Origin of the sequence: Ruegeria jejuensis (assembly GCF_041537905.1) — a bacterium.
Taxonomy (GTDB): Bacteria; Pseudomonadota; Alphaproteobacteria; order Rhodobacterales; family Rhodobacteraceae; genus Ruegeria_C.
On sequence record NZ_JBGRUO010000009.1, the window covers coordinates 21,216 to 47,375 of the forward strand.

The following is a 26,160-nucleotide window of genomic DNA, read 5'->3' on the forward strand; positions in this document are numbered from 1 at the left end:
TCAGAGCCCCATTTTCTTGCGGGACTGTAGTGCCACGACCAAAAGCAGGATAACGCCCTTGATCGCCCCTTGCAGGAAGGCGGACAGATTTGCGAGATTCATGCCATTGGCCAGCAGGGCCATCAGCAGCGCGCCGAAAATCGTCCCGTGCAGGCTGCCGATGCCACCGGACAACTGGGTGCCACCGATCGCAACTGCGGTTACCGAGTCCAATGCGAATTGCGAACCAACACCGGGATCACCCGATGCAATCCGGCCTGCAATGAAGAAACCGGCCAGCGCGGCGAAAAGCGCGCTCAGCACATAGGCGAGGATGATGTTGCGCTGATCCGATAGTCCGAAGTTATGCGCGGCGTCATCCTGACCGGAAGAAACCCCGCCGCCGATTGCAAAAAGGTGTAGTCCGAACCGCGATCCGTGCAGCAGACGCCACGATATGCCGACCACGACAATGGCCCAGATGACCACTGCGGGTACGCCAAACAGCGATCCCGTCACCAACGTCACCACGATGTCGGGGACCGATCCGCCCGCAACTGGGCGCAATAGCTGTGCGATCCCGACCACCACGAATTGCATGGAAAGGGTCGCGATGATGGGGTGGACATTCAGCTTCACTATGGCAACGCCATTTATTGCACCAACCAGAGCTGCGGCCAGAAAGGCAAGGGGAATCAGGACAAGCGGGGACCCATCCAGCGCCAGAATGGCAGTGGTCATGCTCATCACAGATCCCACGGATAGGTCCATCCCCGCCAGCACAATGACGATCATCTGCCCGATCGCGACAATGATCAAAGGCATGGCCTGCGCAAGCAGGTTGGAGGCGTTCTGGGAGGTCGCAAAATCGGGCGCGGAGAACGCCAGCACAGAGGCAAACACACCGAAGATAATCAGAGGAACGTACCAGTTCCCCTGTCTGGAGTTCTTGCCGATCAGGCGGCTTGCAAACGAAGTTCTGTTGTTCATCACCGGGCCTTCTAGGTATTCAATGCGGCATCTAGGATGGCATGTTCGGTTGCGTCCTTGCCGGCCATTTCGACGGCGATGGCCTTATCATGTACGACCAGCAGACGATCACAGAGCCCGATCAGTTCCACCGTTTCACGGGATAGGACCAGGATCGCTTTGCCTGAGTCAGCCAGCTTGCGCAGCAGCGCATAGATTTCCGCCTTGGCACCGATATCGACACCGCGCGTCGGTTCTTCGATCACCAGCACGTTCATGTCAGCGGCCAGATACCGGCCCAAAAGAACCTTTTGCTGGTTCCCGCCGGACAGAGACGCGACAGGGGCAGAGGCGCTTGTCGCCTTGACCTTCAGCTTCTCCATCGTCTCGGCCACCAGCTTTCTGAGTTTGAGCGTGACGCTCAGAGCGCTGCGCCCGGATTGCGCCCCGATGTCGATATTGTCCCTGATCGATAGTCCGAGCAGCAGGCCCTCTTCCTTACGATCTTCTGGCACAAATCCAACACCCAGCGCCTTTTGCGTCCGGATGCCTTCGTTTTCTGCCAGCGGCAGGGTCGTTGTGTGCGTCCCGATTGTGACGCGCCCGGAGACCGGCGCGTAGTCTCCAAAGAAGGACCGTACGATTTCCCGTTGCCCTTGGCCTTCGAGCCCCGCGAGGCCCAGAATTTCTCCGGCATGAAGATCAAAGCTTACCGGTGCCGCGTTCTCGGACAGTTTGAGATCGACGCAGGACATCAGAACCTCAGCCGGATTTTCCCCACGCGCTGGGAAAAGATCGCTCAGCTCGCGGCCAACCATTAGGGCGATGAGCCCTTCGGGGGTGAGTTCTGCCAACGATCGCGAGGCAACATGCGCACCATCCTTCATCACGGTAACGTCGTCGCAGGTCTCAAAAATCTCTTCCATCCGATGCGAGATATAGACGATGGCCTTGCCAGCCTGTTTCAGCCGCGTGATCTGCCGGTTCAGAACCTCGACATCCGCCGCGTTCAAGGCCGCAGTCGGTTCGTCCAGAACAAAGACATACGCATCCGCCTTGATGCCATGCGCGATTTCGACGAATTGCCGTTGCGCGATCGACAATTCCGACACCAGTGTCGCCGGATTGAGATCGAGACCAAGTTCGGACAGGGCCGATGCGGTCTGCAGCTCCATCTCGTCTCGATCAAGGACACCAAACCGGTTCACGATCTCACGCCCAAGAAACATGTTTTCCGCAATTGTCAGGTTGGGCAGCAGCGACAGTTCCTGAAAAACCGTCGAGACACCGGCCTCGAGCGCCTGTTTCGGGTTGCTGAACGTCACAGGGGCGCCGTTGATCAGCACCTGCCCTTGGTCTGGTATGTGAACGCCCGCGAGCACTTTCATCAGCGTTGATTTCCCGGCACCGTTTTCGCCCATAAGCGCACGGACACGTCCGGCGGGGAGCGAGATGCTCACATCGTTCACAGCGATGTTCGCGCCAAAGGCTTTGGTGATGCCTTTCATTTCAACGACGTTTGTCATGCTCGGGAACTCACGCAGAAAGGACCTAAAAGGCTTCCGCGGGACGCGCCCGCGGAAGCAAGTCTGACGGGGAGTGCGTCAGTTGCCGTAAAGCTCTTGCAGCTTTTCTTCCGGCAGTTCTGTCGGCCACCACACATTGGCGGAAAGGTCAGACCGATAGAATTGTTTAGCCTTCTCTACATCCCAGCCTTCGGGCTCATAGATGTAGTGCTTGTGCAGCTCTTTGCCTTCCAGCAGCGCGACGGCTGCGCGCACACCAGCTGCGGCCTGCGAGGGGCTGTATTCGGCGACGATGGAAGGGTAACCCGTTTCAATCCACTGCCCGAAGAACCCATTGTTGCCTTCACCCGTAATCGGCGGGATGTCGGCGCCGAACTGCACCAGCACATCGACACAGGCACGTGTCATGTCGGCACCAGACGACCAGATGCCATCAACCTGCGGATCGTTGAGATAGAAGGTTTCGCAGAGCTTTTTACCAAGATCGTAGACCCAGCTACCGTGATCTTCCTGCGTGATCTCGATATTGGTGCCCTCAAGCGCCTGCACTAGGCCGTTGTAACGGTTGATGTCTTCGGGATGAGAGGGCAGGCCGCGTAGCACCCAGATTTTGCCCTCACCGCCCAGCTGGTCTACCAGAAAATCGCCCATGACACGGCCGAAATTCTCGGCACCACCCTGGATATCCACGGTGAAGTTCTGGTTCTCGGTCCGGCCGGTGTGAACCACCACAGGGATACCCGCATCAATGGCCTTTTGAATGCCCGTATCCGCAGAAGTGGACGTCACCGGCATCACGATCAGAACGTCGGGATCTTGCGCCAGCAGATCTTCGATATCCGCAACCTGTTTGGCTTGGTCGAAATTCGCGTCCAGCATGATAAAATCCGCGATCCGGTCGTCGCCATCGGCGATGCCCTGCGCCTCATGTGCGGTCTGGACGGTCCAGGTGTTCGCATTGACACCAAAATGGCTCATCGCGATTTTCCACGGACCTTCCTTTTGGAAGGTTCCCGCCTCGACGGTGCTGTTCCCCTCGGGGCGCGGCTCAACGCCATCCATCAGATTCACTTCGTCCGCCCATGATGGGCTTACGAATACGACAGCGACCAGAGCCGCAGCCGCAACTGTTGAGCTGAAACGTGTGATCATTTGGTATCCTCCCTTACACATTCCACGAAGACACAGCTCACCGCCGCCCGACACGCATGGTTTTCGCTTCAGGCTGTTGTGCATCCGGCGATGCAAATCAATGGAATCTGGTCTCCTCTTGCCTTCTATAAACACCGCGATTCCGACGCGCGTCAATACTTATTCATACTGAGTGAATAAGTCCAAAGCTTGCGCTGACAACATCTAGCTGCCATCTCTATGATCAGAGAGTACTCTGAGCGAAGCGTGAAGAGGGAAAAATATACACATGAAAACAGTGCTTTGCTATGGCGACTCCAATACACATGGCCAAGCCCCTGGCGGTACGCCTTTGGATAGATTTGGTCCTGATGAAAGATGGCCGGGCGTCCTCAGATCCGCGCTGGGTCCGGATTGGTATGTCATCGAAGAAGGCCTGAGCGGGCGCACAACGGTCCACAACGATCCTATCGAAGGGGACCTCAAAAATGGCCGAACATATCTCCGGCCTTGCCTCATGAGTCATGCGCCCATTGATCTGGTTATCCTGATGCTGGGTACCAACGACCTCAAGTCTCGGTTTGGCCAGCCCGCAACCGAAGTCGCTATGGGCATTGGCTGCCTGGTTCACGACATCAAAGAGCTTGCGCCGGGCCCCATGGGAAGCGTTCCCGAGATACTTGTTGTAGCCCCACCACCCATGTTGGATGACATCAAGGAATGGGAGGGGATCTTCGCGGGGGCACAACCAAAAAGTCACCAGCTTGCCCACGAGTTCGAAGTGATCGCGGATTCGCTGGAAGTTCATTATTTTGACGCCGGTAAAACGGTGCAGGCTGACCCGGCGGACGGGTTTCACCTAAGCGCCGCCGCCCATAAATCGCTGGGTCTTGCGCTTGCGCGGGAAGTGCAGATCATCGGTTGGGAGGCAGCAAATGCCTGACATGCGATTTGCACCTCCAAACCCGATCCGAATCGCCGACCGCTCGCCTGGAATGAATGCGGTGAGTGTTCGCAGCTATAATGAACGATTGGTTTTGTCCTTGCTGCTGCAGAGCAAAGGGCTGTCCAGAATGGAGATCGGAAAGCGGACCGGGCTGTCCGCACAGACCATTTCCGTCATTGTTCGCTCGCTTGAGCAAGAGGGACTGGTCGCAAAAGGCGAAGCGCAGAAAGGCAGAATGGGGCCGCCGACAATACCGCTGTCACTAAATCCGGACGGTGCCTATGCGGTTGGCGTCAGTCTGGGCCACCGGCATATTGATGTGGCGTTGCTGGATTTTGTCGGCGATGTGAAATTTTTCGCCACCCTGGATATCCCGCCTCAAAAGCCCGGCCAGAACGAGTCGGATCTGATTGACGCGGTCCGCGCAGCCATCGGCGCTCTGCCCTCGAATGCGAGCACGCGGCTGGCGGGGGTCGGTCTGGCCATACCGGAGGACCGGGAGGAACTCGCCCTTGTTCCTGAGGGACTCACGGAACGCTTTGAAAGCATCGGCAAGGAAATAGAAACGGCACTTGGGGTCGAAGTCTATGTACAAAACGATATCACCGCGGCGGCGGCGGGCGAGAGCATGTTTGGCGCGGCAAAGTCTCTGGACGACTATTTGTTCTTCTATCTGGGGGCGCGGCTTCATCACCGGCTGATCCTCAACCATCAGATATTTCAGAGCCCCAGCCAGACCAGCAGTCAAATTGGATTGCTTGATCTTGAAGCCAGACTTCGCAACGACGGTCGGCATCCCCTTGATGCGCTTTGGGCGCGACAGGCTGAATGGCCCGATTTTGGCGAGGTCGCGGAAAGCTGGGTGGATGATTGCATCGGCGAGTTGAGCAGATCGATTTCCTCAGCCTCTCAGTTTTTACCGGTGAATACGGTGATCGTATCTTCTTATGCGCCGGGCGAGATCTGTGAAAAGATCGCGTCCGAGCTTGGCATGAAACATTCAGGGATAGATGCGCGGGCCGGAGCGCTTCGTGCATCCCCCAAGGCCATGGGGGCGGCGTGCCTGCCGTTTAGCTCAAAGTTCACGGTGAGTTAACGACGGGCGTTCCAGACGGCTTCGGTTGTGCCTGACGTCACCATACCGAAAACCGGATCGAAACACGTACGCGCGGCTATCACAGGCCCGACCCTTTAGTATCCACGCTCTGGAGCAAACCCTCCGACTTCCAGTCGGACCCGCTTCAGCGTAAAGAATCGTGTAATGATCTTACCCTCTGGAAAATGAGCCGCAGCCGGGTCGAAGGCTCATTTTCCAGAGGGTAAGATCATGCAATATGACAGCGGCAAGCACTGCGTTTTCTATCATCGCTATCATATCGTCTGGTCGACGAAGTATCGCTACAAGGTGTTGACCGGGGCGTTGCGCTTGCGGGTGCGCGACATCCTTCGGCAGGTCTGTCGGGAGAACGAGGTCGACATCTTGCGCGGTGTGCTGTCGAGTGACCACGTCCACATGTTCGTGTCCGCGCCGCCGAAGATTGCCATTTCCGATCTGGTGCGCAAGATGAAGGGCCGTTCGTCCCACAAGGTGCAACGGGAATTCCCCGCGATCCGCAAGCGCTATTGGGGACGCCGGTTCTGGGGGCGAGGGTATTTCTCAACGACCAACGGCGCCATCACCGAAGACGTCGTGTTGCAATACCTCGAAAACCACATCGCCGATCCTACCGACGTCAGTCGGTAGTCGTTCAGTTGTGATCTGGAAACGACCAAAGCACTTTTGAATGAGCGATCTTTCAGTTGCCCTGGATCGCAATTTCATCAAGGCGCTCCAACCACATCTGGTGTGCATCATGCATCTTGTTGGGGGCGACCAGCTTGCCGATTCTGGGGATCAGGCCGTTCTGCGTTTCTTCCGTCACCACGTGACAGCCGCTTTTGCGCGGTGAAATCAGCCACGCGTGATACACTGACATACCAAAAGATTCAGCGGACCACGCCAGTCGCCGCTGCGGCTCGAACTCTTCGATTGTGCAGGTGATGGTCATCCCAAAGGTCTTCCAACGAAACTGCTCTCCAAGTTCCAGCGTCGAGCCTGACGGGCCCAACAACACGACGTTCGAGCAATTGGAATACCATTGCGGCCAAGCGGCGGCATGGATCAGGTGATGCCAAACCGCCTGGCTATTCGCCCGCATCTGCAGGCTGTTCACAACATGCACAGCGCTGAGTTTCGGGTCGTATTTTTCGGGCCATCTGATCGTATCCCGGGTCATTTTCATCGCTCGTGTCAGGTTTAAGGTTTGGGCCATCAGCGCAGCTTGCTCACTACCAGAACTGGTGGGCCGCACAAATTACAAGCCGCGTGTCGGAACGACATCTGACAAGCAATTCGCCGACAGTCTAGTGGCTTCTTGCACATCCCTGACTAGTTGCAGTTGCCTTGTCATTTTTGTAGCCTGTCACCCGAACAGCCGGTCTGGACAGGGCTTTCTGGATCATGACCTTTTGTGCCCTGCTGTGGCCATGGAAACGGGCGTTGATAGTTGCTTGCAAGAAAAACGTCGATCACGGATACGGGTCGTGAACAATCCCGACCTTTTGCTAAGACCAAGGCTTTGTCGATGGCTTGGATGCTTTCTTCCTCTGGGATGCCTTCAACAAACATCACGTCGGCACATTAAGATGCCTTGAGGCGGAGCGTCCATGCCATCAATAGAGCCCGCCGGTACCCTTATCCGACCAAATCTACTCCATTCACCTTTGCAAGCGGCATAGAAATAGCCTCCGCTCTATTCTGGCTAGAAAACGCGCCAATTGCGAGGCTGTGCTGTCTGCGATCGGGATCTCGTTCTACATTTAGCCGATGCAAGACAGCACAGTGCCGACCGGTTAATCGTCCTGCGCCCAGGCTCCAGCCACAGTGTTGTTGTCTTTCGCGAGGTCGGTCATACGCGTCTGCGTTCCGACAACACGCCATTTGCCACCCATTCGCGCCAACTCGAAGTGAACGACGATCCTGTGTACTTCGGATTCATCCGCCCGGCGCCTCGACCAGATCCCCTCCACGGCCGCACCATTCTTGTTGTATACAAAGACTTTCTCTTCGGGCGTGTAGGTGTGAGTGAAGCCTTCGCTCTTTAGGATGTTGTGCTGCATGGTGAGGAACATCATGACTTCTTCATCGGTCTTGAGCCACGTGGCGATTTCCGGTTCGTCATGCGTGGCGAACATGGGGCGGCCCCAGTATTCCAGAATGAACTCGGGACCTTCATCCCGGGTACCGTTCCCGACTTCCACCCAGCGTGGGTAGTATTCTTCGAAGAACCACTGGCGGACTTCTTCTTCGACCGCCTTGCGGTCAAACGAACTACTGGTTTCACCCGCTTCCATTCGCTTGCGCGCTGTTTTTTCTGCAACCGCACTATCAAATGACATTTTTGCTTTCCTCCGTTATTTCCAGGTGGCCATAGTTCGATGCTCGCCATGGCCTTTCTAAGTCGTGTTCAGCTCAACAAGTTACCGAGGGCATGTCCGCCTTAACGGACATACTCGGATTTCCAGCTGGGCGGCCCCTCTGTGCCCTCATACCCGTCACCTAGATGGCCATTGAACAAGATTTATGGTACAGAAAGTAAACTATATGTATAGGCTAACCTTACGTAATATTGGCGCGGAAAGGCGGTAGTCCAGAAATAAAACACTAAAAACAAAATCTTAACTTCAATCTGTATGCGAGAGACTGAAAGTGGCGTAGGGTCATCTATTGCTACAAAAATATAGTTTACTTATTGTACCATATCGAAGGCCGATTGGGAGGCTTAGCCGTGGATCATCTTTTCGAGAAACTGGAAGGCGGGTACATCCCGTCGTCTTACACCGCGGGACCATTTGGAAACATTCAAGGGGGGGCGGCTGCCTCGATCATGGCAACCGTTGCTATCGAAAATGCGCCAAAGGGGTACATACCGGTATCCCAACGCACAGAGCTTTTGCATTCTACCCCGCTTGCGCATCTCAACGTCGAGCTGTCTACTCTGAAAGAGGGTGCGGCGCACCGGGTGGTCGAAGCGCAAATCTTGAATCGGCAGTCACGTCGTTCAACAGCACGATCAACGATTGCCTTTTACAAGCCGACTCCAATCGCGGAGCTGACGCCGGCCGAAATCAAACCCTGGGGCGGCTTTGCGGACCCAAACACGTTGAGCGACGTGCCTCGCATGGCATCGCCGTCTGGTCAAAAGGAGTGGATGCTCAATGCGACCGTTGTGAGGGCGGATATGAAAGGTACATATTGGTTCCGTTGGAACGGGCCACTGCTGTCTGACGGATCATCTCATTGGTTTGCGCAATTGCTTGGTCCCTCGGATTGGGTGGGCGGGTTCATCGCGCCGGGCTTCCCGTCGTTCAAAGTCGGCCCATGGCCGAACACGGATCTTACAGTTCAGGTGAACCGCCCAATGGCTGGCGAATGGATCGGGCTGCGACCGAAAGGGCTTTACCGGGAAACGGGATTCGGTCTGGGACAAGGTGCGCTCATCGATCAGGACGGTGTTTTTGGCCACGCGATGGCGAGCACAATCTCGCCCGCACGGTGAGGTTTTAAGCCTTTCGAGGCTGCGTGAATGCAACAAATTGGAGGAGCAATCAGATGTTTGAGGGAAAGGTTGTATGGGTTACGGGGGCGTCTTCGGGCATAGGCAAGGCTTTTGCGGAAGCGCTTCATGCTCAAAACGCCAAAGTTGTTCTTTCTGCCTATTCAGAAGAAGAACTTAAACCCGTCCATTCTCAGTTGAGCGGTTCGGTCAGCTTGCCATTTGATTTGGCGGATTTTGATGCGTTCCCTCGTCATGTGGATGAAGCAATCGGTGCCTTTGGTCAGGTTGATCTGCTTATCAACAACGCCGGTATAACGCAGCGGTCGCTTGCGAAGGACACCTCGTTCGATGTGTATCAGCGCATTATCGGCATCGACTTGATGGCACCCATTGCTTTGACCCAAAGCTTGATGCCGCATATGCGCGCGCGTGGAACCGGCCGCGTGATCGCAGTGTCCAGTCTCGCCGGAAAGTATGGCGCGCCTCTGCGTACAGCTTATTGCGCGGCGAAACACGGAATGTTTGGGTATTTTGACGCCTTGCGTACCGAAGTGTCGCATGACGGTATTGATATTCATGTTATCGCTTCCGGTGCTGTGAAGACCAACCTTGCGCGCAATGCGTTGACAGGTGAAGGCGCTAACTTCGGAAGAACCGACGCATTTATCGAAGGTGGGTATGACGCTGATGAATTCGTCAATCGAGCTTTGAAAGCCATTGCCAACGGCAAGCGAGAGATCATTATCGCACGAGGCCTAGAGCTGATGGCCTATCGTTTGCGCCGGTTTCTCCCCGAAAAAGCGTTCGACCGGATTGCCAAGGCGACACCCGACGCGGTGCGGCAGTTGGAGGCGACAGCGTCATAGAATAGACGAGCCCGGTGCCGTTCGGCATGGCTCACGGTCTTTTGCGTTGCCGCTGATGTCACAAGCGGCAAAGCCCCTCAGTTTGACGGTTGGACCCGCTTGGGGAGTTTCTTTTTGCCCTCATGAAATGGGCTCGCTTCGACTCGTTCCCTTGCGAGTCGGTTCGAGCCCGGACCAACTCGGACCAGAATGTCACCCCATTTCATTTCTCGGCCATCCGTTCCCAGCGCTCCTATTTTTGGAAGCAGTTGATTGTGCTTACCATCAATCAGAAAGACGGGTTCTCCACCTTCGCCGTGGATGTGTTCGTTGCTCCACTGAACCATCGTGGCCAGAACCGGGATCAGGGACTTGCCTTTTTCGGTGAGGAAATACTCGTAACGCGGGCCGCTGGTACCCATGTCCTTGCGTTCCAGAAACCCTTCAGCGACCAGTTTGTTCAGCCGCTCGCTGAGCAGGTTTTTTGCGGCCCCCGTGTTGCGCTGAAACTCCCCGAAACGCGTTGCGCCATAGAATGCCTCGCGCACGATAAGCCAGGTCCATGCGTCGCCAAAGATATTCAGAAATGTGGCGACCGGGCAGGTTTGCGCGTGCGGCTTGGTCATATGTGTTCCCCAACGTCATGTGGTTTGCATCGGCAGTTATGGTTGAAAATTTAAACCGTATATACCTATGGTTTATTTATAAAACCAAATACCACGGTTTCCAAGCCCCATGACTAACTCACTTAGTGAAGAAGCAAAGCGCCGGGCCAGCAGAACCGAAAGGTCGCCCGTTTAATTGTGTGGGAGGACGCAATGGATATGTCATCAAGATCATTTCCGGGGTCGGTAACGGCCGAAACGATTCTGATCGGGAAGCATTGGACCGAGGAGCCGTTCGAACTGCGGCTGAAACCATAAATCCCTGACCCCAACCGTCGTGGGTTCAAGACTGTGCAGAAAGGTTTGAACAACACTCCTGCAAGCACGCTAGGGCAGTTCCCGGTGCCACAAAGTGACAACGTGAACACCGATCAACAAAGCTTTTAGGAAACACGAAAGATGACCAACAAAAACGCCAACGAGGTCAAATTCTACCTCGACTTTCGAAGCCCATATGCCTACCTGGCGCAAACCCGGTTCGACGACATCGCCGCTGCAACGGGCGCAGTTTTTGTGCCCAAACCTATCGTTGTGATCGACCTCATGAACCGTGTCGGCAACACGCCCACCAGTGTGGTATGTCCACCGAAAGCCAAATACGTCGGCCAGGATTTGATACGTTGGGCCAAAGCATACAGCGCCCCGTTGAAGTTTAACCCGGCCGCGCGTCAAATCGATGGACCGAGCCTTTTGCGAGGCGTGTTTGCAGCTGAGGTCCATGGGGCCAGGGATGCCTATTGTCGCGCGGTATTCAATGCGATTTGGACTCAGCAGGTCGCTCTTACCGATGACACGTCGCTGCTGGAAGTTCTGCAGAAGGCCGGAATCGATGCTGCTGAACATATTGTGGCCGAACGTGACGATCAGCAGGCGTCACTTGACGCGGTGCTTGAGGAGGCCATCGAAGATGGTGTCTTTGGTGCGCCCAGCTTTGTCTACGATGGGGCGCTTTATTTCGGAAATGATCGCCTGCAGTTTCTTGAGGCCGACCTCAAAGCCGCCGCCTGAAAGGATATCCAATGAACATAGGAACATGCATTATTACCGGGGTCGGCCCTGGAACGGGTACTGCTCTGACCCGCCGCTTTACTCAGGCGGGCTACACAGTTGCGATGATAGCCCGTGACGCGGACCGGCTTGAGGCGCTAAGCACGGAAATGGCTGATGCGCATGCCTACCCATGCGATGTCACTGATTTTGACGCTATCGACAAAACGCTCGCCGCGATCAAACAAACACACGGTCCGACAAAAATCCTGGTTCACAACGCGATCGGCGGGGCCTTCGGCGACTTTATGTCAATAGATCCAGCCATTCTTGATCGCAATTTCCGTATCAATACCTCAGCTCTGCTGCACCTGGCACGTGCCTTGGCGCCCGATATGATCGAAGCTGGCGAAGGCGCGATACTGGCGACAGGCAACACTTCGGCCTATCGCGGAAAGTCGATGTTTGCCGGTTTCGCTCCGACAAAAGCAGCGCAGCGCATTCTGTTGGAAAGTATAGCACGCCACGTGGGTCCACAGGGTGTTCATGCGGCCTATGTTGCGATCGATGCAGTCATCGACGTCCCGTGGACGCGCGAGCGCTTTGCCGACAAACCCGACGATTTTTTCTGCAGGCCCGACGACATCGCAGAAGTCGTCTATCAAACTGCGCATCAGCCACGCTCGGCGTGGTCCTCGGATATCGTGATCAGGCCCTTCGGCGAGATCTGGTGACCTACGGCCGTGTTGGATGGATCAGGATTTAGGGGGCGTTATTGCACAGATCAGTTGCAACTTGGAATACGCCCAACCCGAGACGGAATTCAGGCGGTGCGTTCGAAACTTGGGCGGCCAATTCCGGTCATCCGGTTGAGAACCCGGACGCCAATCCCGGCTTCTGTTTTCTGGTTTTCGAAGCCCCGGGCCTTTAGCTTGGGCGCAATGACAGTCTTCCAGCGACCCATGAGAGTTTCACCTCGGCTGCGTTGATTGTAGCCAGTGGCTTTCTGCCAAGCCATTCGCCCCCGGCTTTCGATCTCGACGATATGGCGGTCTCGTGCCGTTGGATCCTGGGCTGCATTGGGGCTCAGTATTGCATTTTTGGGAGGTGGGATCGTGACCTCAATCATCGATCCGAAACGAACGGCAAGCAAATCAGATGTGGGTTCCCCATCGTAAGCTCCATCTGCCAGAAAGAGAGAAACCGGGCCGTCGACCTGATCCAAGAGCTCTGGTAGCACCGTCGGATCGCCAACCTCATCGTTAGTGAGATCGGAGCAGACGATCTCGCCGCTGACAAGATCAAGACCGAGGTGGAGTTTGCGCCAAGAGCGCCGTTTGCGCTTTGTTTTATGCTTCTCCTCAAGCCACCCGCCCTCGCCGAAGACCTTCATGCCGGTGCTATCGACAACCAGATGGACCGGGTCGGATCGGTCGGTTTTGCGCGTTGCAGGCAAAGTCAGTCCCTTGCCCCGGCGCGAGAGTGTGGAGAAATCCGGCACCGCGATCTCAAACCCAAGCAGCCCTGCAATACTGCGCATCAGGCCTTGGGTTTGCCGCAGTGGTTGTTTGAAAACCATCCCCAATGTCAGGCACAACTCAATCGCCAGATCAGAATAGCGCGGCTGTCCACCACGCGTTGTTCGGCGCGGTGCCGACCACAGGCCAAGCGCGTCTTCGCTGACCCAGACTGTCAGATCACCGCGCTGCCGCAGGCCCTCATTGTACTCAGGCCAGTTGGTCACCCGATGCCTTTGCTTCGGGATCTTGTCACGACGAGCGGCGTTGACCTTATGCGGCATTTACAGCATCCTGAAAGGAACGGACCGCCTCGATATCAGCGCATGGGCGATCCGTGCAACAACGCCCCATAGATGCTATCGATCCTCGTCAAGAGCGATCCGAGAAGAGGCGAGATTCACCCGACAAATTCGCCAGACTCTAGTCCCTTAAGGAGCCTTTCTCCGAAGACTGCTTTTCCTTTGGTCACAGAGCCGTCTAGTGCATCATGAAGTCCTCCATTGTGACAAGAAAGCAGCGTAGTCAGGAGGAAAATAAAGCGCTCTTGCTGGTCGAAGCTTTGAAAGCAATTCATCCCGCTCACAGACGTCTTGGGCAATATGGAGATTACTGAAACCCAAGGATAAGACTCGGCATCAGGCAACTCGAAGTCGCGAAAAATGTGGTCCACAGGCCAAATCTGAGCGCCATCGGCAGTCTTCTCGCCAACATCTGGACTGAATGAAACTCGTTTTGGATCAGACGTTTGGCGCGTCAGGGTCACGAAATCGCCGTCAAAATGAAGTTTGGCGTAGCTATGCCCTTCATAGCCATGCGAATATAGCTGATGAAAGCTAAGATATATGGTATCCGTCCGGTTTCCCCGCTCTGACGGCTGATGGAGTGTGCTGATAGTGTCCACCATCGATAGTGGACATCATGGGGTACTCTATGGCGGGCAAGAAGGGGCAAAAGAAGCGGTTCTGGTCGGATGAGGAGAAGCGTTCGATCTGTGAGCAGACGCGGGCACCCGGAGTTTCGGTTGCGCAAGTTGCGCGTCGTTATTCGATGAACGCCAATCTGATCCACAAATGGCTCCGCGATCCTCGTTTTGCGCCGGAAGGAGAGACCGGTGAGGTACTGGATGCCGCTGAAGTGGGGTTTGTGCCTGTCGAGATTGCGGATGCCATACCGGTACCGTCGCATTGCGCTACTCCGGTTTCCGCCCCAGCATCGAGCGAGCCAGTCTCGGCGCAACGCGTGGATATCACGCTGTCAGATGGACGGCGCATTTTGGTGGAAGGCAGCACGGCGCTGTCGGCTGTTCTGGCCTTGGTCGAAGGGCTTATGCCGTGATCCCGGTTCCGTCGAACACGCGGGTGTGGCTAGCTGCCGGGGTGACGGACATGCGGCGTGGGTTCAATACGCTGGCCGCACAGGCGGAGAAGGTTTTGGAACTCGATCCCTATTCCGGGCATTTGTTTGTGTTTCGGGGGCGGCGCGGTGATCTTCTCAAGATTATCTGGTGGGACAGCCAGGGCGCCTGCCTGTTTAGCAAACGGCTGGAACGCGGGCGCTTTGTTTGGCCCGCTGCCAAGGACGGCAAGATCAGTGTGACAGCGGCGCAGTTGTCGATGTTGCTTGAAGGGATCGACTGGCGGATGCCGAAGAAGACATGGCGGCCCCTGAGCACCGGATAGGTCAATTTACTGGCGCGAACTGGCGTTTCTCGATTCACCTTTTTGCTGCAATGGGTTATATCCAAGGCTTTGTTGGACGCCCTTAAATCCTTGCCAGAAGACCCCGCAGAACTGCGGGCTGTCAGTGAGCGTTTGATGGCAGAGGTGCAATCCCAAGCCTATCAGATCGAGAAGCTGAAGTCCGAGCTTCATGGCCATCGCAAGGCGCGGTTCGGTTCCAAATCCGAGAGCTTGGATCAACTGGTCCTCGATCTGGCGGAAGACGCAGAGATTGAAGTCGCGGCTGAGGCACAGAAGAGCGAACCGACCGAGGCTGACAGCAAGCCACCCAAACGCCAGCACAGTCGCAAACCCTTGCCCGATCATCTGGAACGGCAAGACGAAGTGCTGTCGCCGGGTGAAGAATGCACTGACTGCGGCGGCTCCCTGCGCCAGATCGGCGAGGATATCACCGAGGAACTGGAGTATCTCCCGGGCCGCTTTGTTGTGCGTCGCATTATCCGCCCGCGCATGGCTTGCACCTGTTGTGAGGCTTTTGCCCAGGCAGCACTTCCATCGCGCCCGATTGAACGTGGTCGCCCCGGCCCCGGCCTTCTGGCCCACGTGCTGGTTGGCAAATATTGCGATCATCTACCGCTGGACCGGCAATCCAAAATCTTCGCCCGCGAGAACGTGCATCTGCCACGCTCCACGCTGACCGACTGGGTGGGCCGCAGCACAGCGTTGCTGGAACCATTGGCTTATCATATCGGCAAGCTGGTCAGGGCAGGCCCCGCGCTCTTTGCCGATGACACGCCGGTCAAACTGCAAAGCAAGCTTAAACCCAAGAAGACACAAACCGCGCGGCTCTGGAGCTATGTGCGTGATGAACGCCCTTGGTGTGGGGATGCCCCAGCTTGCGCATGGTATCAGTTCAGCACGGATCGCAAAGGCGAACACCCTGTCAATCATCTCTCGGGCTATACTGGCACCGCGCACGCCGACGGCTTTGCTGGCTTCAATGGCCTCTTCGGTGATGACAAAGCCGCCGAGATGGCCTGCATGGTGCATGTGCGGCGCAAGTTCGTGGATGAGTTCGAACGCACCGGTGCGGATATCGCAAAACACACCATCACGCAGATCGCAGAGCTTTACGTGGTTGAGAAGGAAGCCAAGGGCAAAACCCCTGAAGAGCGTGTTACCCTGCGGCAGGAGAAGGCCAAACCCATCTTTGATAAGTTGGAGGCCTGGCTGCAAGCACAACTCCCCAAGCTCTCGGGCAAAACCAAACTGGCCGGAGCCATTCGCTATGCCTTGGGCCGCATGCCCAAGGCCCGTGCTTATCTCAGCGACGGGCGGCTGGAACTCGACAACAACATTTGCGAGCGCTCAATCCGCCCCATTCTCACGGCGATGACCGCTTTGTCCTGTGTGGATGGCGTCTGCTTTGCAAGGAAAAAATGCGTTGATCGCGCGGCTGGTCAGTACAGTCCTGTGTCCGGCCTTTGATCGCGGCATTCGCTTGAGCCGCTGGCCTTGATGGGTTCCGTGAACCTGGCCCCATTCGGCGACGCGAACCTGAAAGTTCAGGACAAAGCTCGGGTTCCCGGGTTCTCGGATGACCGCACGTGCCATCCGTTGCCCGGCAGGCGATTTGCACAGCAAATCTGCCGAGAGGGGGCATTCGTCTTGCAATTCGGGTTTGTTCAGTTCCTCCGTTTATGCTGCTGCTTGCCGGTAATATGTTTCCTTGGTGAGGATCGCCCAGATGATCCTGGCCGTCTTGTTTGCCATCGCAATGGTCGCGAGGCGCATTGGTTTGCGCTCAAGTAATTGCATGATCCAGGGATGTACTCGCTCTGGGTATCCAAGGGCGCGCTGAACCTGAGAGGTCATGCCAATCACCAGCAGCCTTCGTAAGTATCGATCACCCTTTTTACTGATTCTGCCCAGACGCTCTTTGCCACCGCTCGATCTGTTCAACGGCGTAAGCCCCAACCAGGCGGCAAACTCGCGCCCGTTTTTGAACTGCTTACCGTCGCCGATGGTGGCGACAATGGCCGAGGCGGTGATGGGGCCGACACCGGGAACCGTCCTAATGCGTTTGGCACGTTCATCGATCCGGGAGTGATACTCGATCAGTTTGTCATAAAAACTCACCCGGTCATCGAGATCGATAACCTGGTCGCAGAGCGTTTTGAGCATACTCTTTGCCACGTCAGGGATGTCCGGACAGTCATCCGTCTGGAACGCCTTGACGAAGCGCATCGCGGCGACCGGTCCATTGCCGATCACATGGCCGAACTCACGAAGAAGACCCCGGATCACGTTCAGCATCTGGGCCTTCTGGCGCACGATCAGCTGACGCACCCGGTGCATCGTCAGCAGGGCCTGTTGCTCCTTCGACTTCACAGCAACAAACCGCATGGTGGGTCGTGTGACCGCTTCGCAGATCGCTTCCGCATCAACGGCATCTGTCTTGCCGCGCTTCACATATGGCTTGACGTAGAGCGTTGGCATCAGGCGCACATCGTGCCCGATTGCCAGCAACTCACGCGCCCAATGATGGGCCGACCCACAAGCCTCAATTCCAATAAGACAGCTTGGCAGCGTTTCGAAGAACTTGAGCAATTGTCTGCGCCGGATTGAGCGATTGAAGACAACCGTGCCGTCAGCGGTAATTCCATGGGCCTGAAAAACGTCCTTCCCAAGATCCAATCCTATTGTCGCAACTTCCATGGTGGGGCTCCTTTCCTGTCAGAAGATGACTTCCACAGTTTGCCGCAAAGCGCGACGATTGGGAGCAGACGCCATCCACTCCATCCGCCCTGTGTGAGTTCACGAGCAATGCAGCGAAGGGCAGATAACCAAATCTACTCCCAGGTTTTCTGAAAAGACACCTACGGCCTGATTCCATCTGGAAACACCACATTATGCTGATGTTTTTGGCATGATCGTCATAAGGCGCGGGCATCTGCCGTCTGATATCGGCATAATCAGCAAATCGGCATAATACAGATTGCACATGGATACCCCCGCGAGCAGACTAAGAACCGCTGCGGGGGTTAATCAAGCCATTTGCTTGCGTTCGCTAAGGGCAAAGGAGCTTCCACCCACCTAGTAGTCGATGGTTCCGATGTTGATTTGGACGGTCCGGCGTGCTCCGCTAGCGATGCAGTCCCACGTTGTTCCGCCATGCGCACTTGCCAGGTCATGCTCTGAGATTTCACCTTCAGACGGTGCCGCAGGGATATGCAGGTGCTTCACCTTGTCGGTGTCGCGCACCACTCTGAATTCGAAGCCACTCGGGATCGAACCCAGATACTCACTGATGGCTGCATTGGTGTCGGATTCCAAGAGCGCCATAAACTGTTCATCGTTCCAGGCGCGCTCACAGAGTCCCGCAAACACATTTTCCTGGCCTTCGTTCTGAGTACCCATTTTCTTTTCCGATCCTATTGCTTTTGGTCCTTGCATCGAGTGCGGCAAGTTTTGACCCTGCTGCACAGCCTATCTGGGTCGATTACTCATATGCCGGATGTAGCTGCGATTAATCCTGCTTAATGCTGCCCTCCACTCATCCCCCAGCATCACGGTCTTCCAAGTCTGGATGAGCTTTGCAGGACGGCGCACCGGCAGTTTCCCCAGGTCTTCCTGCTGCGGCAGTCGCGCCCGCGTGTCCACATACTCTCGCCCATGCTTGTGACAGGGCAGCACCGGCTCATGCATCGGCCAGTCTGGACCAACGATGTCAACAAGGTCAGAGGCAAGGAAATGCACCTTGCGGCGGCACAGGTTGCACCGAAGCGTGATGACCTGACCATCAGCCGCAGCATCCCGCAACGTGCGGCACTTGCCGGGGTATGGATGGGCTGGCGGATGTGAAACAGGCATAGAGAGAACATAATGGGAACATTGTAGCTTGCCCAAGCTGAAAATCGCTCCTAGCTTTCCCGTCATGCGAACCAAATCCCGTCCCCGCAAGAAAGCCGCTGACGAACTGTTCTATCCTCTGAGGGTCCGCGTGCTGGTTCCTTTAGATGGGTTCGGGCGGCGGTATGAGGAACTCTACAGGTCGATGGATGAGCGTGCAGGGCGGGGCCTTTGGGGCCACAACGCAGACTGTGTGCCTCGTTACGACCTCAGAGACACAACGGCCTTCTACATGGCCGTTCCGGGGCTAGTAGCGCCGTTTCTTGAGACGTTCGACCTCGAACTGGCACGGGGTGATCCAGAGCGCCCCGGTGAGAGTTCTTACAGGCTGATGGCGCCGAAGTCGGGGCTGTGCAAGTGACGCTTTAGCAGCGTATGTCCAGCAACATCGGTCGATCACGCAAGTGGTCACTTTGGCTTTCGGGTACGGTGATTGACACTGTCCCGCTCGCGCCGGAAAAATCCCCGGTTCCACCTGTGACTATCAATTCGATGATTTGTTGGTCTTCCCCTGAGCGTCCCGTATCCGTCGCATCGCCAAGGTAAACTACTTCGGTGACGAAGAGTTCGCCACTTGGAGCGGCAATGACGCCATCGGCCTGAACGTAGTGACCAAACTCGGCGCTACCGCCAAGGACTGTGGAAACTACGTCGAAGGTTCCAACAAAGCGGCCATCCAGGTCACTCAGAGACCAATACAAGATACGTCGGTCACCTGCCTCGGCGTTCTGTGGGTCCGCCCCGAGAAACTTGATCGATGTGTTGCTGTGAAGTAGTTCGGTTTGCCCACATCCAACGAGCGCCTCATCAGTTTGAGCAGCCGCACCCAATGGCAACACCAGCCCAACAGCGAAGATCCAATGGCGAAGGTTTCTCATGATGCGTCTCCCCAGTTCGTGATCCGTTCCTTGCGCGAAAAGTTTGGTGGTGTATTCGCCGTGCAAATGCCGATGACCCCAGACTTGGGGTCTGCGATGGCCCGGCCTCTGAAAGCCGGGCGTTGAGGCAAAACTCCAAGCCGCACGGTTGTTCTTCAGACGTGCTGCCTAATCACTTCGTCAATTTCGGAGCGATTGACCCCAATGTCTGCCAGTTCGTGATCCGTCATCCGATTCAGACGACTCGCGGCTTCGAGGTAAGCTTTCCGGTTGCTGAGAACGTATCTGGCTTGGTCAAATACCGAGAGCACCTGTGAAAAGTTGCGGCTACCAACGTTTGGCTCAACATATGACATGTGGCTGACCTTTCTATTTGATGTGACGGCTGTGCCACTAACAAAGTTCATCGAGCTTAACCCCTGAATACTGACAGATTAAAATTGCTTCATCGGCGCAATCTTGGCGCCCAAAGAAAGACCCCGCCGAAGCGGGGCCAGGAGAGTGAGTTCGATTGGACAGTGACACCACGCTAGAGGCCGGCCCATGCGATAGCCTGAACAGTGCGTTAAGTCTGGTTCATGTAGCAGAAGTAGCAGATGTAGCAGGGGGTCGGGGGCTGAAACTGAATGTCTCAGTGCAGCCTTGCACGGACTAGGACGCCTTCGATCATTTCTTCACCCAGCGCTCGAATTGCCTCAAGCCGGTGCAGCCCTTCGATCAACACAAACCTGTCACCATCGGCACGCAACTGGATCGGTGTAGTTTGACCGTTTTCCATGATGTCATATGCAATCGCTTCGACCTTCTCGGGATCCAGTGTTTTCGCGCGCTTGCTGGTGACGTATATCTTAGCAATCGGGAAGGAGCTTCTCTCTAACACTGACGAATGCCCTTCTTGTTGCCGGTCTATGGATACCCTTGCCTAGCACGGTTTCGAGGGATGGTTGTAAGAATTCGCAGGCGCAGCGGGGGTCGGTCGATTAGCATGAATAGCGGGATTAGCAGCCCCGTAGGGGATTTCGCGTGTTTTGGTCCACAGGCGCAGCTAAGGGCAAATCAAAACCTGCACCGTCGTCACCTCACGGAGAGCCAGCGCTCTATGGTGGCGGCGAAATTGTCCAAAATGGAACGCGGGAATCCTGATCTGAAATCCGCAAATTTGCGGAATAGGGAAACCTCTCAGGCAGAGGCCGCTGAGCTTCTGAATGTATCCGAGCGCAGCGTTAACACAGCCAAAAAGGTTTAGCGCCAAGGCGCACCTGAACTGGTTGAACTTTGAAGTCAAAAGTGGTTTGCCGGGCTTAGTGCTAATCTATCACTGGTTGGACTGAATGAAGAACAAGGCAAGCTTATCCGTTTGGAAGGCCGGGCTGGCAGGCGTGTTGCTTTCCATTTTCGCAAGCAACAGTGCCGCAGCGAACGTCTACGTGGTTATCGACAAGACATTCGATGTCACGACTCATGGTGCGCAGGTTAAAGAACTTGGGAAAAACTGGCACCAAGTCGTCGCCTTTCATAAAGTTGTAAGAGTGAAGGACAAGGCATACGCCTGCGTCGGATACCTAGGCGACGTCCCGAGAAAGGAATTCTTGCACAAATCTAAGCTCTATTCAGGAGACGCCTTAGTTAAGAAGCAACTCGGCGGGGCAACTTGGCTGGTGAATGAACCTAAGGTCGCCGCCGAGAGGAAGCGGTCGAAGATTGGCCTTCTCGGGGCGGTGGCGGCCCCAGCCGACATAAACTTGGTAACTGGCTCAAAAATCAAATGCCTCAAGGGTGGTAAGTGGCAAGACGGCTTTGCTTCTCAAGCATCGAGGCTTGAAATCCCGGAGTCGGTGATGGTTCGTCAGTGACAATTGAGTGGCCAACTTGGCCACTCTACCCGCATCGCTCTATCCATTGGAGGAAAGCCATACGCTCATCCTCGGGGGTCATTGCCCATGCAGCCCTGAGCTTATCCAGATGAGTTACTTTGGCCCTGCTAGGCTTTCATAGTGCGAGGTCGCGGGAAAACACTTCCCGCTGTTCGTCATGGGGCAATACCTTCATGCGGCCCAAATATTCGCCAATGGCCATAGGGCGCATTGGGCGACAAGAGGTTACTACAGCGGGGTTTTTGTCGCGTACAGCACGCATTTACTACCCGGATTGAGTTCAGCACATTGCGCCAGAGCGCCACTTTTGGCCGCTTCTAGGGATGGCTGGCCGCCAATTCTTCCGCCGCCTCCGCCCGTTTCAGTGACGTACAGAGCGCCATAGGGGTTTACTCGGTCAGTGAACTCTCGGAAGGCCCTTGGCATGGGGCCAACTAGTTCAATCTCACCAAATTTCTGGACCTCGGCGGTGTCTATAGTTTGAGCCTCATCGCAGCCAGCCAAAGCAAATGCGGCCACAAAACCACAGACTACCAAAGCAGTTTTCATTCTTCAGATGCTCCATTTCCGCAATACTGGTGTGCCGAAAGTACCCGACTCTTCGCGGTGGCACATTTACCGAGACAGTTCAGTAGGTCAAGTTGATCCCAATAGGTTAATCCAGCCATCATGCGCGCAGTGGTCTCCCCCATCCCCGAGCATGCTTTTTTTGAGCAGGCGGTTTTCCAGGGTGAGGTCCGCAACCGCCTCCTTCAGCGCTGCCGCCTCGGACCGCAGCTCTTTCACTTCGGGGCTCGTCGCTTGCCTGGCTGTGTCGCCTGCCAGCCGCTTCTTTCCGGCCTCCAGGAACTCTTTCGACCAGGAATAGTACAGGCTCGTCGCAATCCCCTCGCGACGGCAGAGCGCGGCGACGCTCTCCTCGCCACGCAAACCCTCCAGCACAATGCGGATCTTCTCCTCCGCAGAATGGTGCTTGCGCGTCTTGCGGTGAATGTCCTTGACGACCCGTTCAGCCGTCGGTTTGTCGGTTCCAGCTTTCCGTCTCATCTTCACTCCTTAACGGTTCAGATGAGCCAGAAACCTTCCGTTATGCAAATCCTTCAATCAGGCCCAGAGGTGCTGATGTCAGACATTGGATGGCCCGGCACCAGTAATTTGCCCGTTCATGGACGCGTCAAAGGCCAGGCTCATCGCAAAGGATCCAAGCCCCATCTTGGCCAGTGCCATATCGGCTCGCTGCCCGCCTGCACGAATGTCAGCCCGGACGTCGCCCAGCAAGGCGGCGGCCGGGCTGCGCTCAGCCATGAACCGCAGGATAGGGCAGTTCGATTTCGTGTCTTCCAACTAGAAGAAATACTTTAGGCCAAAGTACGGGCCATGCTGATCGACGTCGTAAGCAAAGTCGCCGGAATTCAATGTGTCGCTGTAGTCGATGCTGAAATAGCGATAACCAAATGTAAGTGCCGTTTTCTCCCAAGGTTGGTAGTCAAATCCTACATTCGCACCGATCTGCAAGTCGTTTCCGCCAGCTCCAAACCCGCCAAGTTCCAGAGAAGCAATCCCAGTCCATTTGGGGTTCAGCCGCCACATTCCGCGCACGCCAAGGACAGGTTCTATCCAATCCTGATCACCGCCTAATACAGGTGGATTTCCCGGACCTGGGGTGGTTATGTCGATTTCCTGACGGATGGAATTGTATCTGAGGCCGCCTTGGATATCGACTGCATAACGCAAGTTTTTCACACCATATACAGCATCTGCGACCCGATAAGCCGCCAGAAGACCAAACCATTTTTGACGAACATCGACGTTAACCCCGGCACCCAGAGGGCCGGGCAAAGTTGTATCTTGTTCTATACCGACGTAATTGGCATCGAGAATTATGCCAAAATCCCCTCGCCACGCTTCATATCGACCTGCCGCCGCGAAATCGAGCACATCCAGTACGTCGCCAAGGTCCAGATCCAGGTCGGCGGATTGTCCGGCCACGGTGGATGTGCCTGTGGTTCGCAAGGGTGTGAACAGATAGAACGCAACACCATGACGCCAGCCGGTTTCGTCCTGATCCGGCGCGGGCAGCGATTGAGCAGATGCAATCAAAGGCAGCGTTAGAAGGCTTGTCGCAAGCGCCATGGCGCTGAGAGATGAGGGGTGGGGCATGGCGGTTTCCTCTAGTTAAAAAGACCTAGTAATTGAATCTGAGACCGATCCCGGCTCCTTGGTCATAGGGTCGATCAGCACCAATCCCGATCAGCACATCTGCATAGAGGGCGATACCGGGGCTGAGATTTTTGCCAATCTGAAGCTCAGCGGTCGCGGGCCAGGCATCGTTTTCCCAATCATAGGGCGCTTTGATATCCGCTTTGGCCCAATACCCATCGCCAAACGGTTGAAGCGCAATCAGGCGCATAGCGGTTTGGCTGACATCGGTCGGGCCATTGTAGGACGCGAAATGCTGAACCAGAGGGATCAACGTCAGCCCGGTGTTCGTGTTTGCAAAGGCGAAACCGCCGAACGGGGCGATCTGATCGGACCCGGTACCGATGCCTTCATCGGGGTCGCCAAAGTCCAGGATCCATTCCAGCCCGAGCGCGGATTTGAAGGTCCAAGTGTTATTCAAAGGCTTCTGCGACGGAAAATAGATCAGTTTGAAGCTGGTTTTTTCAAACCCGTTGAACCGCTGGCCAGTCGCGTTTGTCGAATTGTAGTGGAGTTCGTACTTTAGCTTCAGATCAGGGCGCAGCATATATGCGCCATCGATGAACGCATCCTGACGGTCTGCCCCGCCTTCTAGATCAAAATATTGGTAGCGAATGTCCGTATTGTTGACCGCAGCCAAGGGGTTTGACGCGTTTTCCTCTGCTCCGGCAGCGAACCCTGCCATCAGAAACGCGGACGTCAGGATTGATTGGATAGTGAAGTGGCGGGCCATCGTGTACCTGAAAAGACTTCGTGCGATTGATGAGACGGTGGCTTTGCCACCACCGTCCCAGATTTGTTATTGCCAGCTGGAAAAGACTTCTCTGGTCAGTTCGCTTTCCGGGCGAAGGTTTTCGATCCCTTCATACGGAACACCCTTTCCAAGTGGCAGATGCGGGTGTTTGGCAATGGTTTTCTGGTGGCGCTTGACCATGTCCTGGAAGGACGCTCCGGACCACAGCGAATACCCGACAAGGGGATGTTCTTCACGTGGATCGCGGTAGACATTGAACACTGGAGCCGCCGCGCCGGGCTGGCCGGGGGCAGGCAGGTGCATTTTGAACTCCTGCTTGACTACAGAGCGCAAGACCGGCCCTTCGTACACATAAACGTAGTCACGGCGCGAATTGCCTTCGCCTTCGAGCAGCAGTGCTGTCTGGTCAATCCCATCGATCACCCGGTCGCGCGGAATACGGTCAGTCGCGCCTGCGATCCGTGCAAAGGTGGTGAACAGATCTGAGACATGCACGATATCGCCTGCCGCGCTTCCCGGCTCGATTACTCCGGGCCACCGGATAAAGGCATCCGTACGCACGCCGCCTTCCAGGTGCTGGGTCTTGCCGCCGCGATAGATCAGCTGGTTCAGGCCAGATGTCCCCTCGTAGTGATACATCAAGCCATTGTCAGCCATGATCATGACGACGGTGCTGTCTGCCTTGCCGGTCTCATCAAGCTTGGCCAGAACCTCACCAATCCAGCCGTCCAGAACCTGCAATTTGTCGGCATGGAACCCCCCGTTGCGGGAAACGGCCTCATCGGGGTAGGCAAAGTTCAGCGGATAAAGCGGCCAGTATTGCATGAAGAACGGGGCGTCCTGCGAGGCCAGCTGCTCCAGCTGTTCCAATGCCTGACGCTGATAGCGTAGGTTCATTTCTTCGTATTTCGCCTGTGTCCATTCCTCGCCCGGCGCTATGTCGACTTCGCGCGCAAGGCCGCCCGCTTCCCCTTCAACACCCGTTACCAGGCCATAGGGTTTGAACCGCTCATCCAACTGAAACTGGTTGGACTGACCCGACGCATGGTAGCCAAGCATGTTGTTGGCAACCATCGCATCCCGTGTCATGAGACTGAGCTGAACCTGCTGGTGCAAAGGAAAGGCGGCCCAATCAAACCCCTGATTGTGCGGGTAGGATTGTTCAATATCGCCCTGATGCCATTTGCCGACATGCGCGGTGTTGTACCCTTCTTCATTCAGGATCTCGGCAATCGTGACTTCCTCAGACGCAAGACCTTCGCCAACGAGTGCAACCTTGACCTCTTCGACACCCGCGCGCACAGGATGACGACCGGTGAGCATCGCTGTTCGTGTCGGTGTGCAGGAAGGCTCAGTATACATTCTCATCAAAGACAAGCCTTCCGTGGCAAAGTCGTTGATGTTGGGCGTATCGAAACCTGTGACGTAGTTCATCGTGCGGTTGCCCATCTGACCGAAGCTGACATCGTCGATCAGGATATAGAGGATATTGGGTGGCTTGCCGCCATTGGCGTCACGGATCTCTGTAAGCTTCGCTTCGATTTCCGTATCCTGAGCGTCCCATTGCTCGCCAAACTGCGCGCGAAGAAACTCGAATTCTCCATCATGAATGATAGGCGCATCCTGAGCATAGCTCGCGCCTGCCAAAAGCACCATGGCCGAGGCGGTTTTCAAAATTGATCTCATTGGCATCCCTTC

At 55.8% G+C, this 26,160-nt stretch carries 31 protein-coding genes and 2 pseudogenes; 12 read left to right on the plus strand and 21 right to left on the minus strand.

Going from position 1 to position 26,160, the window contains the following annotated elements; all coding sequences use genetic code 11:
* The 3 genes from AB1E34_RS12040 to AB1E34_RS12050 all read right to left on the minus strand — a co-directional run bounded on the left by AB1E34_RS12040 (nt 1) and on the right by AB1E34_RS12050 (nt 3,782).
* Nucleotides 1-969 carry an ABC transporter permease gene (locus AB1E34_RS12040; RefSeq protein WP_372572590.1) on the minus strand — a complete coding sequence of 323 codons (969 nt, stop codon included), beginning with the start codon at nt 967-969 and terminating at the stop codon, nt 1-3.
* An 11-nt stretch (nt 970-980) separates the two neighbouring features.
* Nucleotides 981-2,474 (minus strand): sugar ABC transporter ATP-binding protein, encoded by a 1,494-nt coding sequence (locus tag AB1E34_RS12045; RefSeq protein WP_372572591.1) that lies wholly within the window; start codon nt 2,472-2,474, stop codon nt 981-983.
* Between the two features lie 78 nt (nt 2,475-2,552).
* Complete coding sequence (locus tag AB1E34_RS12050) at nt 2,553-3,782, minus strand: substrate-binding domain-containing protein (protein ID WP_372572592.1); 1,230 nt, start codon at nt 3,780-3,782, stop codon at nt 2,553-2,555.
* 112 nt (nt 3,783-3,894) lie between these two features.
* Between AB1E34_RS12050 and AB1E34_RS12055 the strand changes: the two genes are divergently transcribed.
* The 3 genes from AB1E34_RS12055 to tnpA (AB1E34_RS12065) all read left to right on the plus strand — a co-directional run bounded on the left by AB1E34_RS12055 (nt 3,895) and on the right by tnpA (AB1E34_RS12065) (nt 6,295).
* Nucleotides 3,895-4,548 carry an SGNH/GDSL hydrolase family protein gene (locus tag AB1E34_RS12055; protein WP_372572593.1) on the plus strand — a complete coding sequence of 218 codons (654 nt, stop codon included), beginning with the start codon at nt 3,895-3,897 and terminating at the stop codon, nt 4,546-4,548.
* Between the two features lie 52 nt (nt 4,549-4,600).
* Nucleotides 4,601-5,647: an ROK family transcriptional regulator gene (locus AB1E34_RS12060; protein WP_372572756.1), complete on the plus strand. Its 1,047-nt coding sequence runs from the start codon at nt 4,601-4,603 to the stop codon at nt 5,645-5,647.
* Nucleotides 5,648-5,878: 231 nt separating this feature from the next.
* On the plus strand, nt 5,879-6,295 hold the full coding sequence (gene tnpA / locus AB1E34_RS12065) for an IS200/IS605 family transposase (protein WP_372572594.1): 417 nt from the start codon (nt 5,879-5,881) through the stop codon (nt 6,293-6,295).
* Nucleotides 6,296-6,347: 52 nt separating this feature from the next.
* Here tnpA (AB1E34_RS12065) and AB1E34_RS12070 read toward each other — a convergent pair whose 3' ends face one another.
* From AB1E34_RS12070 to AB1E34_RS12080, 3 genes are all read right to left on the minus strand, one after another.
* Nucleotides 6,348-6,827 (minus strand): SRPBCC family protein, encoded by a 480-nt coding sequence (locus AB1E34_RS12070; protein ID WP_372572595.1) that lies wholly within the window; start codon nt 6,825-6,827, stop codon nt 6,348-6,350.
* Between the two features lie 170 nt (nt 6,828-6,997).
* Entirely contained in the window at nt 6,998-7,219 is a 222-nt protein-coding gene (locus AB1E34_RS12075; RefSeq protein WP_372572596.1) for a hypothetical protein, read from the minus strand.
* Between the two features lie 224 nt (nt 7,220-7,443).
* A complete protein-coding gene (locus AB1E34_RS12080) occupies nt 7,444-7,989 on the minus strand; it encodes a DUF6841 family protein (RefSeq protein WP_372572597.1) in 546 nt (181 codons plus the stop codon).
* Nucleotides 7,990-8,378: 389 nt separating this feature from the next.
* On the opposite strand from AB1E34_RS12080, the gene AB1E34_RS12085 reads away from it, so the two are divergent.
* A complete protein-coding gene (locus AB1E34_RS12085) occupies nt 8,379-9,149 on the plus strand; it encodes a hypothetical protein (protein ID WP_372572598.1) in 771 nt (256 codons plus the stop codon).
* Nucleotides 9,150-9,202: 53 nt separating this feature from the next.
* Nucleotides 9,203-10,015, plus strand: coding sequence for an SDR family NAD(P)-dependent oxidoreductase (locus AB1E34_RS12090; RefSeq protein ID WP_372572599.1), 813 nt, complete (start codon nt 9,203-9,205; stop codon nt 10,013-10,015).
* 77 nt (nt 10,016-10,092) lie between these two features.
* Here AB1E34_RS12090 and AB1E34_RS12095 read toward each other — a convergent pair whose 3' ends face one another.
* Nucleotides 10,093-10,620 carry a winged helix-turn-helix transcriptional regulator gene (locus AB1E34_RS12095; RefSeq protein WP_372572600.1) on the minus strand — a complete coding sequence of 176 codons (528 nt, stop codon included), beginning with the start codon at nt 10,618-10,620 and terminating at the stop codon, nt 10,093-10,095.
* Nucleotides 10,621-11,058: 438 nt separating this feature from the next.
* On the opposite strand from AB1E34_RS12095, the gene AB1E34_RS12100 reads away from it, so the two are divergent.
* The gene (locus AB1E34_RS12100; RefSeq protein ID WP_372572601.1) at nt 11,059-11,667 is read left to right on the plus strand and encodes a 2-hydroxychromene-2-carboxylate isomerase; all 609 of its coding nucleotides are present in this window, start codon (nt 11,059-11,061) and stop codon (nt 11,665-11,667) included.
* Nucleotides 11,668-11,678: 11 nt separating this feature from the next.
* Nucleotides 11,679-12,380, plus strand: a complete 702-nt coding sequence (locus AB1E34_RS12105) for an SDR family NAD(P)-dependent oxidoreductase (RefSeq protein WP_372572602.1) — start codon at nt 11,679-11,681, stop codon at nt 12,378-12,380.
* An 89-nt stretch (nt 12,381-12,469) separates the two neighbouring features.
* Here AB1E34_RS12105 and AB1E34_RS12110 read toward each other — a convergent pair whose 3' ends face one another.
* Nucleotides 12,470-13,447 carry an IS5 family transposase gene (locus AB1E34_RS12110; RefSeq protein ID WP_372572603.1) on the minus strand — a complete coding sequence of 326 codons (978 nt, stop codon included), beginning with the start codon at nt 13,445-13,447 and terminating at the stop codon, nt 12,470-12,472.
* A 116-nt stretch (nt 13,448-13,563) separates the two neighbouring features.
* Entirely contained in the window at nt 13,564-14,070 is a 507-nt protein-coding gene (locus tag AB1E34_RS12115) for a hypothetical protein (protein WP_372572604.1), read from the minus strand.
* Between the two features lie 14 nt (nt 14,071-14,084).
* Between AB1E34_RS12115 and tnpA (AB1E34_RS12120) the strand changes: the two genes are divergently transcribed.
* The 3 genes and pseudogenes from tnpA (AB1E34_RS12120) to tnpC form a co-directional block, all read left to right on the plus strand.
* Nucleotides 14,085-14,501, plus strand: a complete 417-nt coding sequence (tnpA, locus tag AB1E34_RS12120) for an IS66-like element accessory protein TnpA (RefSeq protein ID WP_372572757.1) — start codon at nt 14,085-14,087, stop codon at nt 14,499-14,501.
* Nucleotides 14,498-14,845 (plus strand): IS66 family insertion sequence element accessory protein TnpB, encoded by a 348-nt coding sequence (tnpB, locus tag AB1E34_RS12125; protein ID WP_372572605.1) that lies wholly within the window; start codon nt 14,498-14,500, stop codon nt 14,843-14,845. Before tnpA (AB1E34_RS12120) ends, tnpB begins: the two co-directional genes overlap by 4 nt.
* A gap of 69 nt (nt 14,846-14,914) precedes the next feature.
* Nucleotides 14,915-16,228 (plus strand): annotated as a pseudogene (gene tnpC / locus AB1E34_RS12130) (IS66 family transposase); the annotation flags it as partial.
* A gap of 315 nt (nt 16,229-16,543) precedes the next feature.
* On the opposite strand, the gene AB1E34_RS12135 reads toward tnpC, so the two are convergent.
* From AB1E34_RS12135 to AB1E34_RS12145, 3 genes are all read right to left on the minus strand, one after another.
* Nucleotides 16,544-17,563 (minus strand): IS110 family RNA-guided transposase, encoded by a 1,020-nt coding sequence (locus AB1E34_RS12135; RefSeq protein ID WP_372572607.1) that lies wholly within the window; start codon nt 17,561-17,563, stop codon nt 16,544-16,546.
* Between the two features lie 378 nt (nt 17,564-17,941).
* The gene (locus AB1E34_RS12140) at nt 17,942-18,265 is read right to left on the minus strand and encodes a hypothetical protein (protein WP_372572608.1); all 324 of its coding nucleotides are present in this window, start codon (nt 18,263-18,265) and stop codon (nt 17,942-17,944) included.
* 69 nt (nt 18,266-18,334) lie between these two features.
* Nucleotides 18,335-18,718, minus strand: coding sequence for a hypothetical protein (locus AB1E34_RS12145; protein WP_372572609.1), 384 nt, complete (start codon nt 18,716-18,718; stop codon nt 18,335-18,337).
* A gap of 64 nt (nt 18,719-18,782) precedes the next feature.
* Here AB1E34_RS12145 and AB1E34_RS12150 point away from each other — a divergent pair, with 64 nt between their 5' ends.
* Nucleotides 18,783-19,118 carry a hypothetical protein gene (locus AB1E34_RS12150; protein ID WP_372572610.1) on the plus strand — a complete coding sequence of 112 codons (336 nt, stop codon included), beginning with the start codon at nt 18,783-18,785 and terminating at the stop codon, nt 19,116-19,118.
* Between the two features lie 4 nt (nt 19,119-19,122).
* Here the strand turns inward: AB1E34_RS12150 and AB1E34_RS12155 are convergent, their stop codons facing one another.
* The 3 genes from AB1E34_RS12155 to AB1E34_RS12165 form a co-directional block, all read right to left on the minus strand.
* Nucleotides 19,123-19,635, minus strand: a complete 513-nt coding sequence (locus AB1E34_RS12155) for a hypothetical protein (protein WP_372572611.1) — start codon at nt 19,633-19,635, stop codon at nt 19,123-19,125.
* A 155-nt stretch (nt 19,636-19,790) separates the two neighbouring features.
* Nucleotides 19,791-20,042 carry a DUF1127 domain-containing protein gene (locus AB1E34_RS12160; RefSeq protein WP_372572612.1) on the minus strand — a complete coding sequence of 84 codons (252 nt, stop codon included), beginning with the start codon at nt 20,040-20,042 and terminating at the stop codon, nt 19,791-19,793.
* A 224-nt stretch (nt 20,043-20,266) separates the two neighbouring features.
* The gene (locus tag AB1E34_RS12165; RefSeq protein WP_372572613.1) at nt 20,267-20,515 is read right to left on the minus strand and encodes a ParB N-terminal domain-containing protein; all 249 of its coding nucleotides are present in this window, start codon (nt 20,513-20,515) and stop codon (nt 20,267-20,269) included.
* Nucleotides 20,516-20,966: 451 nt separating this feature from the next.
* Between AB1E34_RS12165 and AB1E34_RS12170 the strand changes: the two genes are divergently transcribed.
* Entirely contained in the window at nt 20,967-21,488 is a 522-nt protein-coding gene (locus tag AB1E34_RS12170) for a hypothetical protein (protein ID WP_372572614.1), read from the plus strand.
* A 249-nt stretch (nt 21,489-21,737) separates the two neighbouring features.
* Here AB1E34_RS12170 and AB1E34_RS12175 read toward each other — a convergent pair whose 3' ends face one another.
* The 6 genes and pseudogenes from AB1E34_RS12175 to AB1E34_RS12200 form a co-directional block, all read right to left on the minus strand.
* Entirely contained in the window at nt 21,738-22,058 is a 321-nt protein-coding gene (locus tag AB1E34_RS12175; RefSeq protein WP_372572615.1) for a hypothetical protein, read from the minus strand.
* Between the two features lie 133 nt (nt 22,059-22,191).
* Nucleotides 22,192-22,556: pseudogene (locus AB1E34_RS12180) on the minus strand (transposase); the annotation flags it as partial.
* 78 nt (nt 22,557-22,634) lie between these two features.
* The gene (locus AB1E34_RS12185; protein ID WP_372572616.1) at nt 22,635-22,853 is read right to left on the minus strand and encodes a hypothetical protein; all 219 of its coding nucleotides are present in this window, start codon (nt 22,851-22,853) and stop codon (nt 22,635-22,637) included.
* On the minus strand, nt 22,854-23,669 hold the full coding sequence (locus AB1E34_RS12190; protein WP_372572617.1) for an outer membrane protein: 816 nt from the start codon (nt 23,667-23,669) through the stop codon (nt 22,854-22,856).
* Between the two features lie 25 nt (nt 23,670-23,694).
* Nucleotides 23,695-24,393, minus strand: coding sequence for a hypothetical protein (locus AB1E34_RS12195; protein WP_372572618.1), 699 nt, complete (start codon nt 24,391-24,393; stop codon nt 23,695-23,697).
* A gap of 114 nt (nt 24,394-24,507) precedes the next feature.
* Nucleotides 24,508-26,148: a sulfatase-like hydrolase/transferase gene (locus tag AB1E34_RS12200; protein ID WP_372572619.1), complete on the minus strand. Its 1,641-nt coding sequence runs from the start codon at nt 26,146-26,148 to the stop codon at nt 24,508-24,510.
* Between the last annotated feature and the right edge of the window lie 12 nt (nt 26,149-26,160).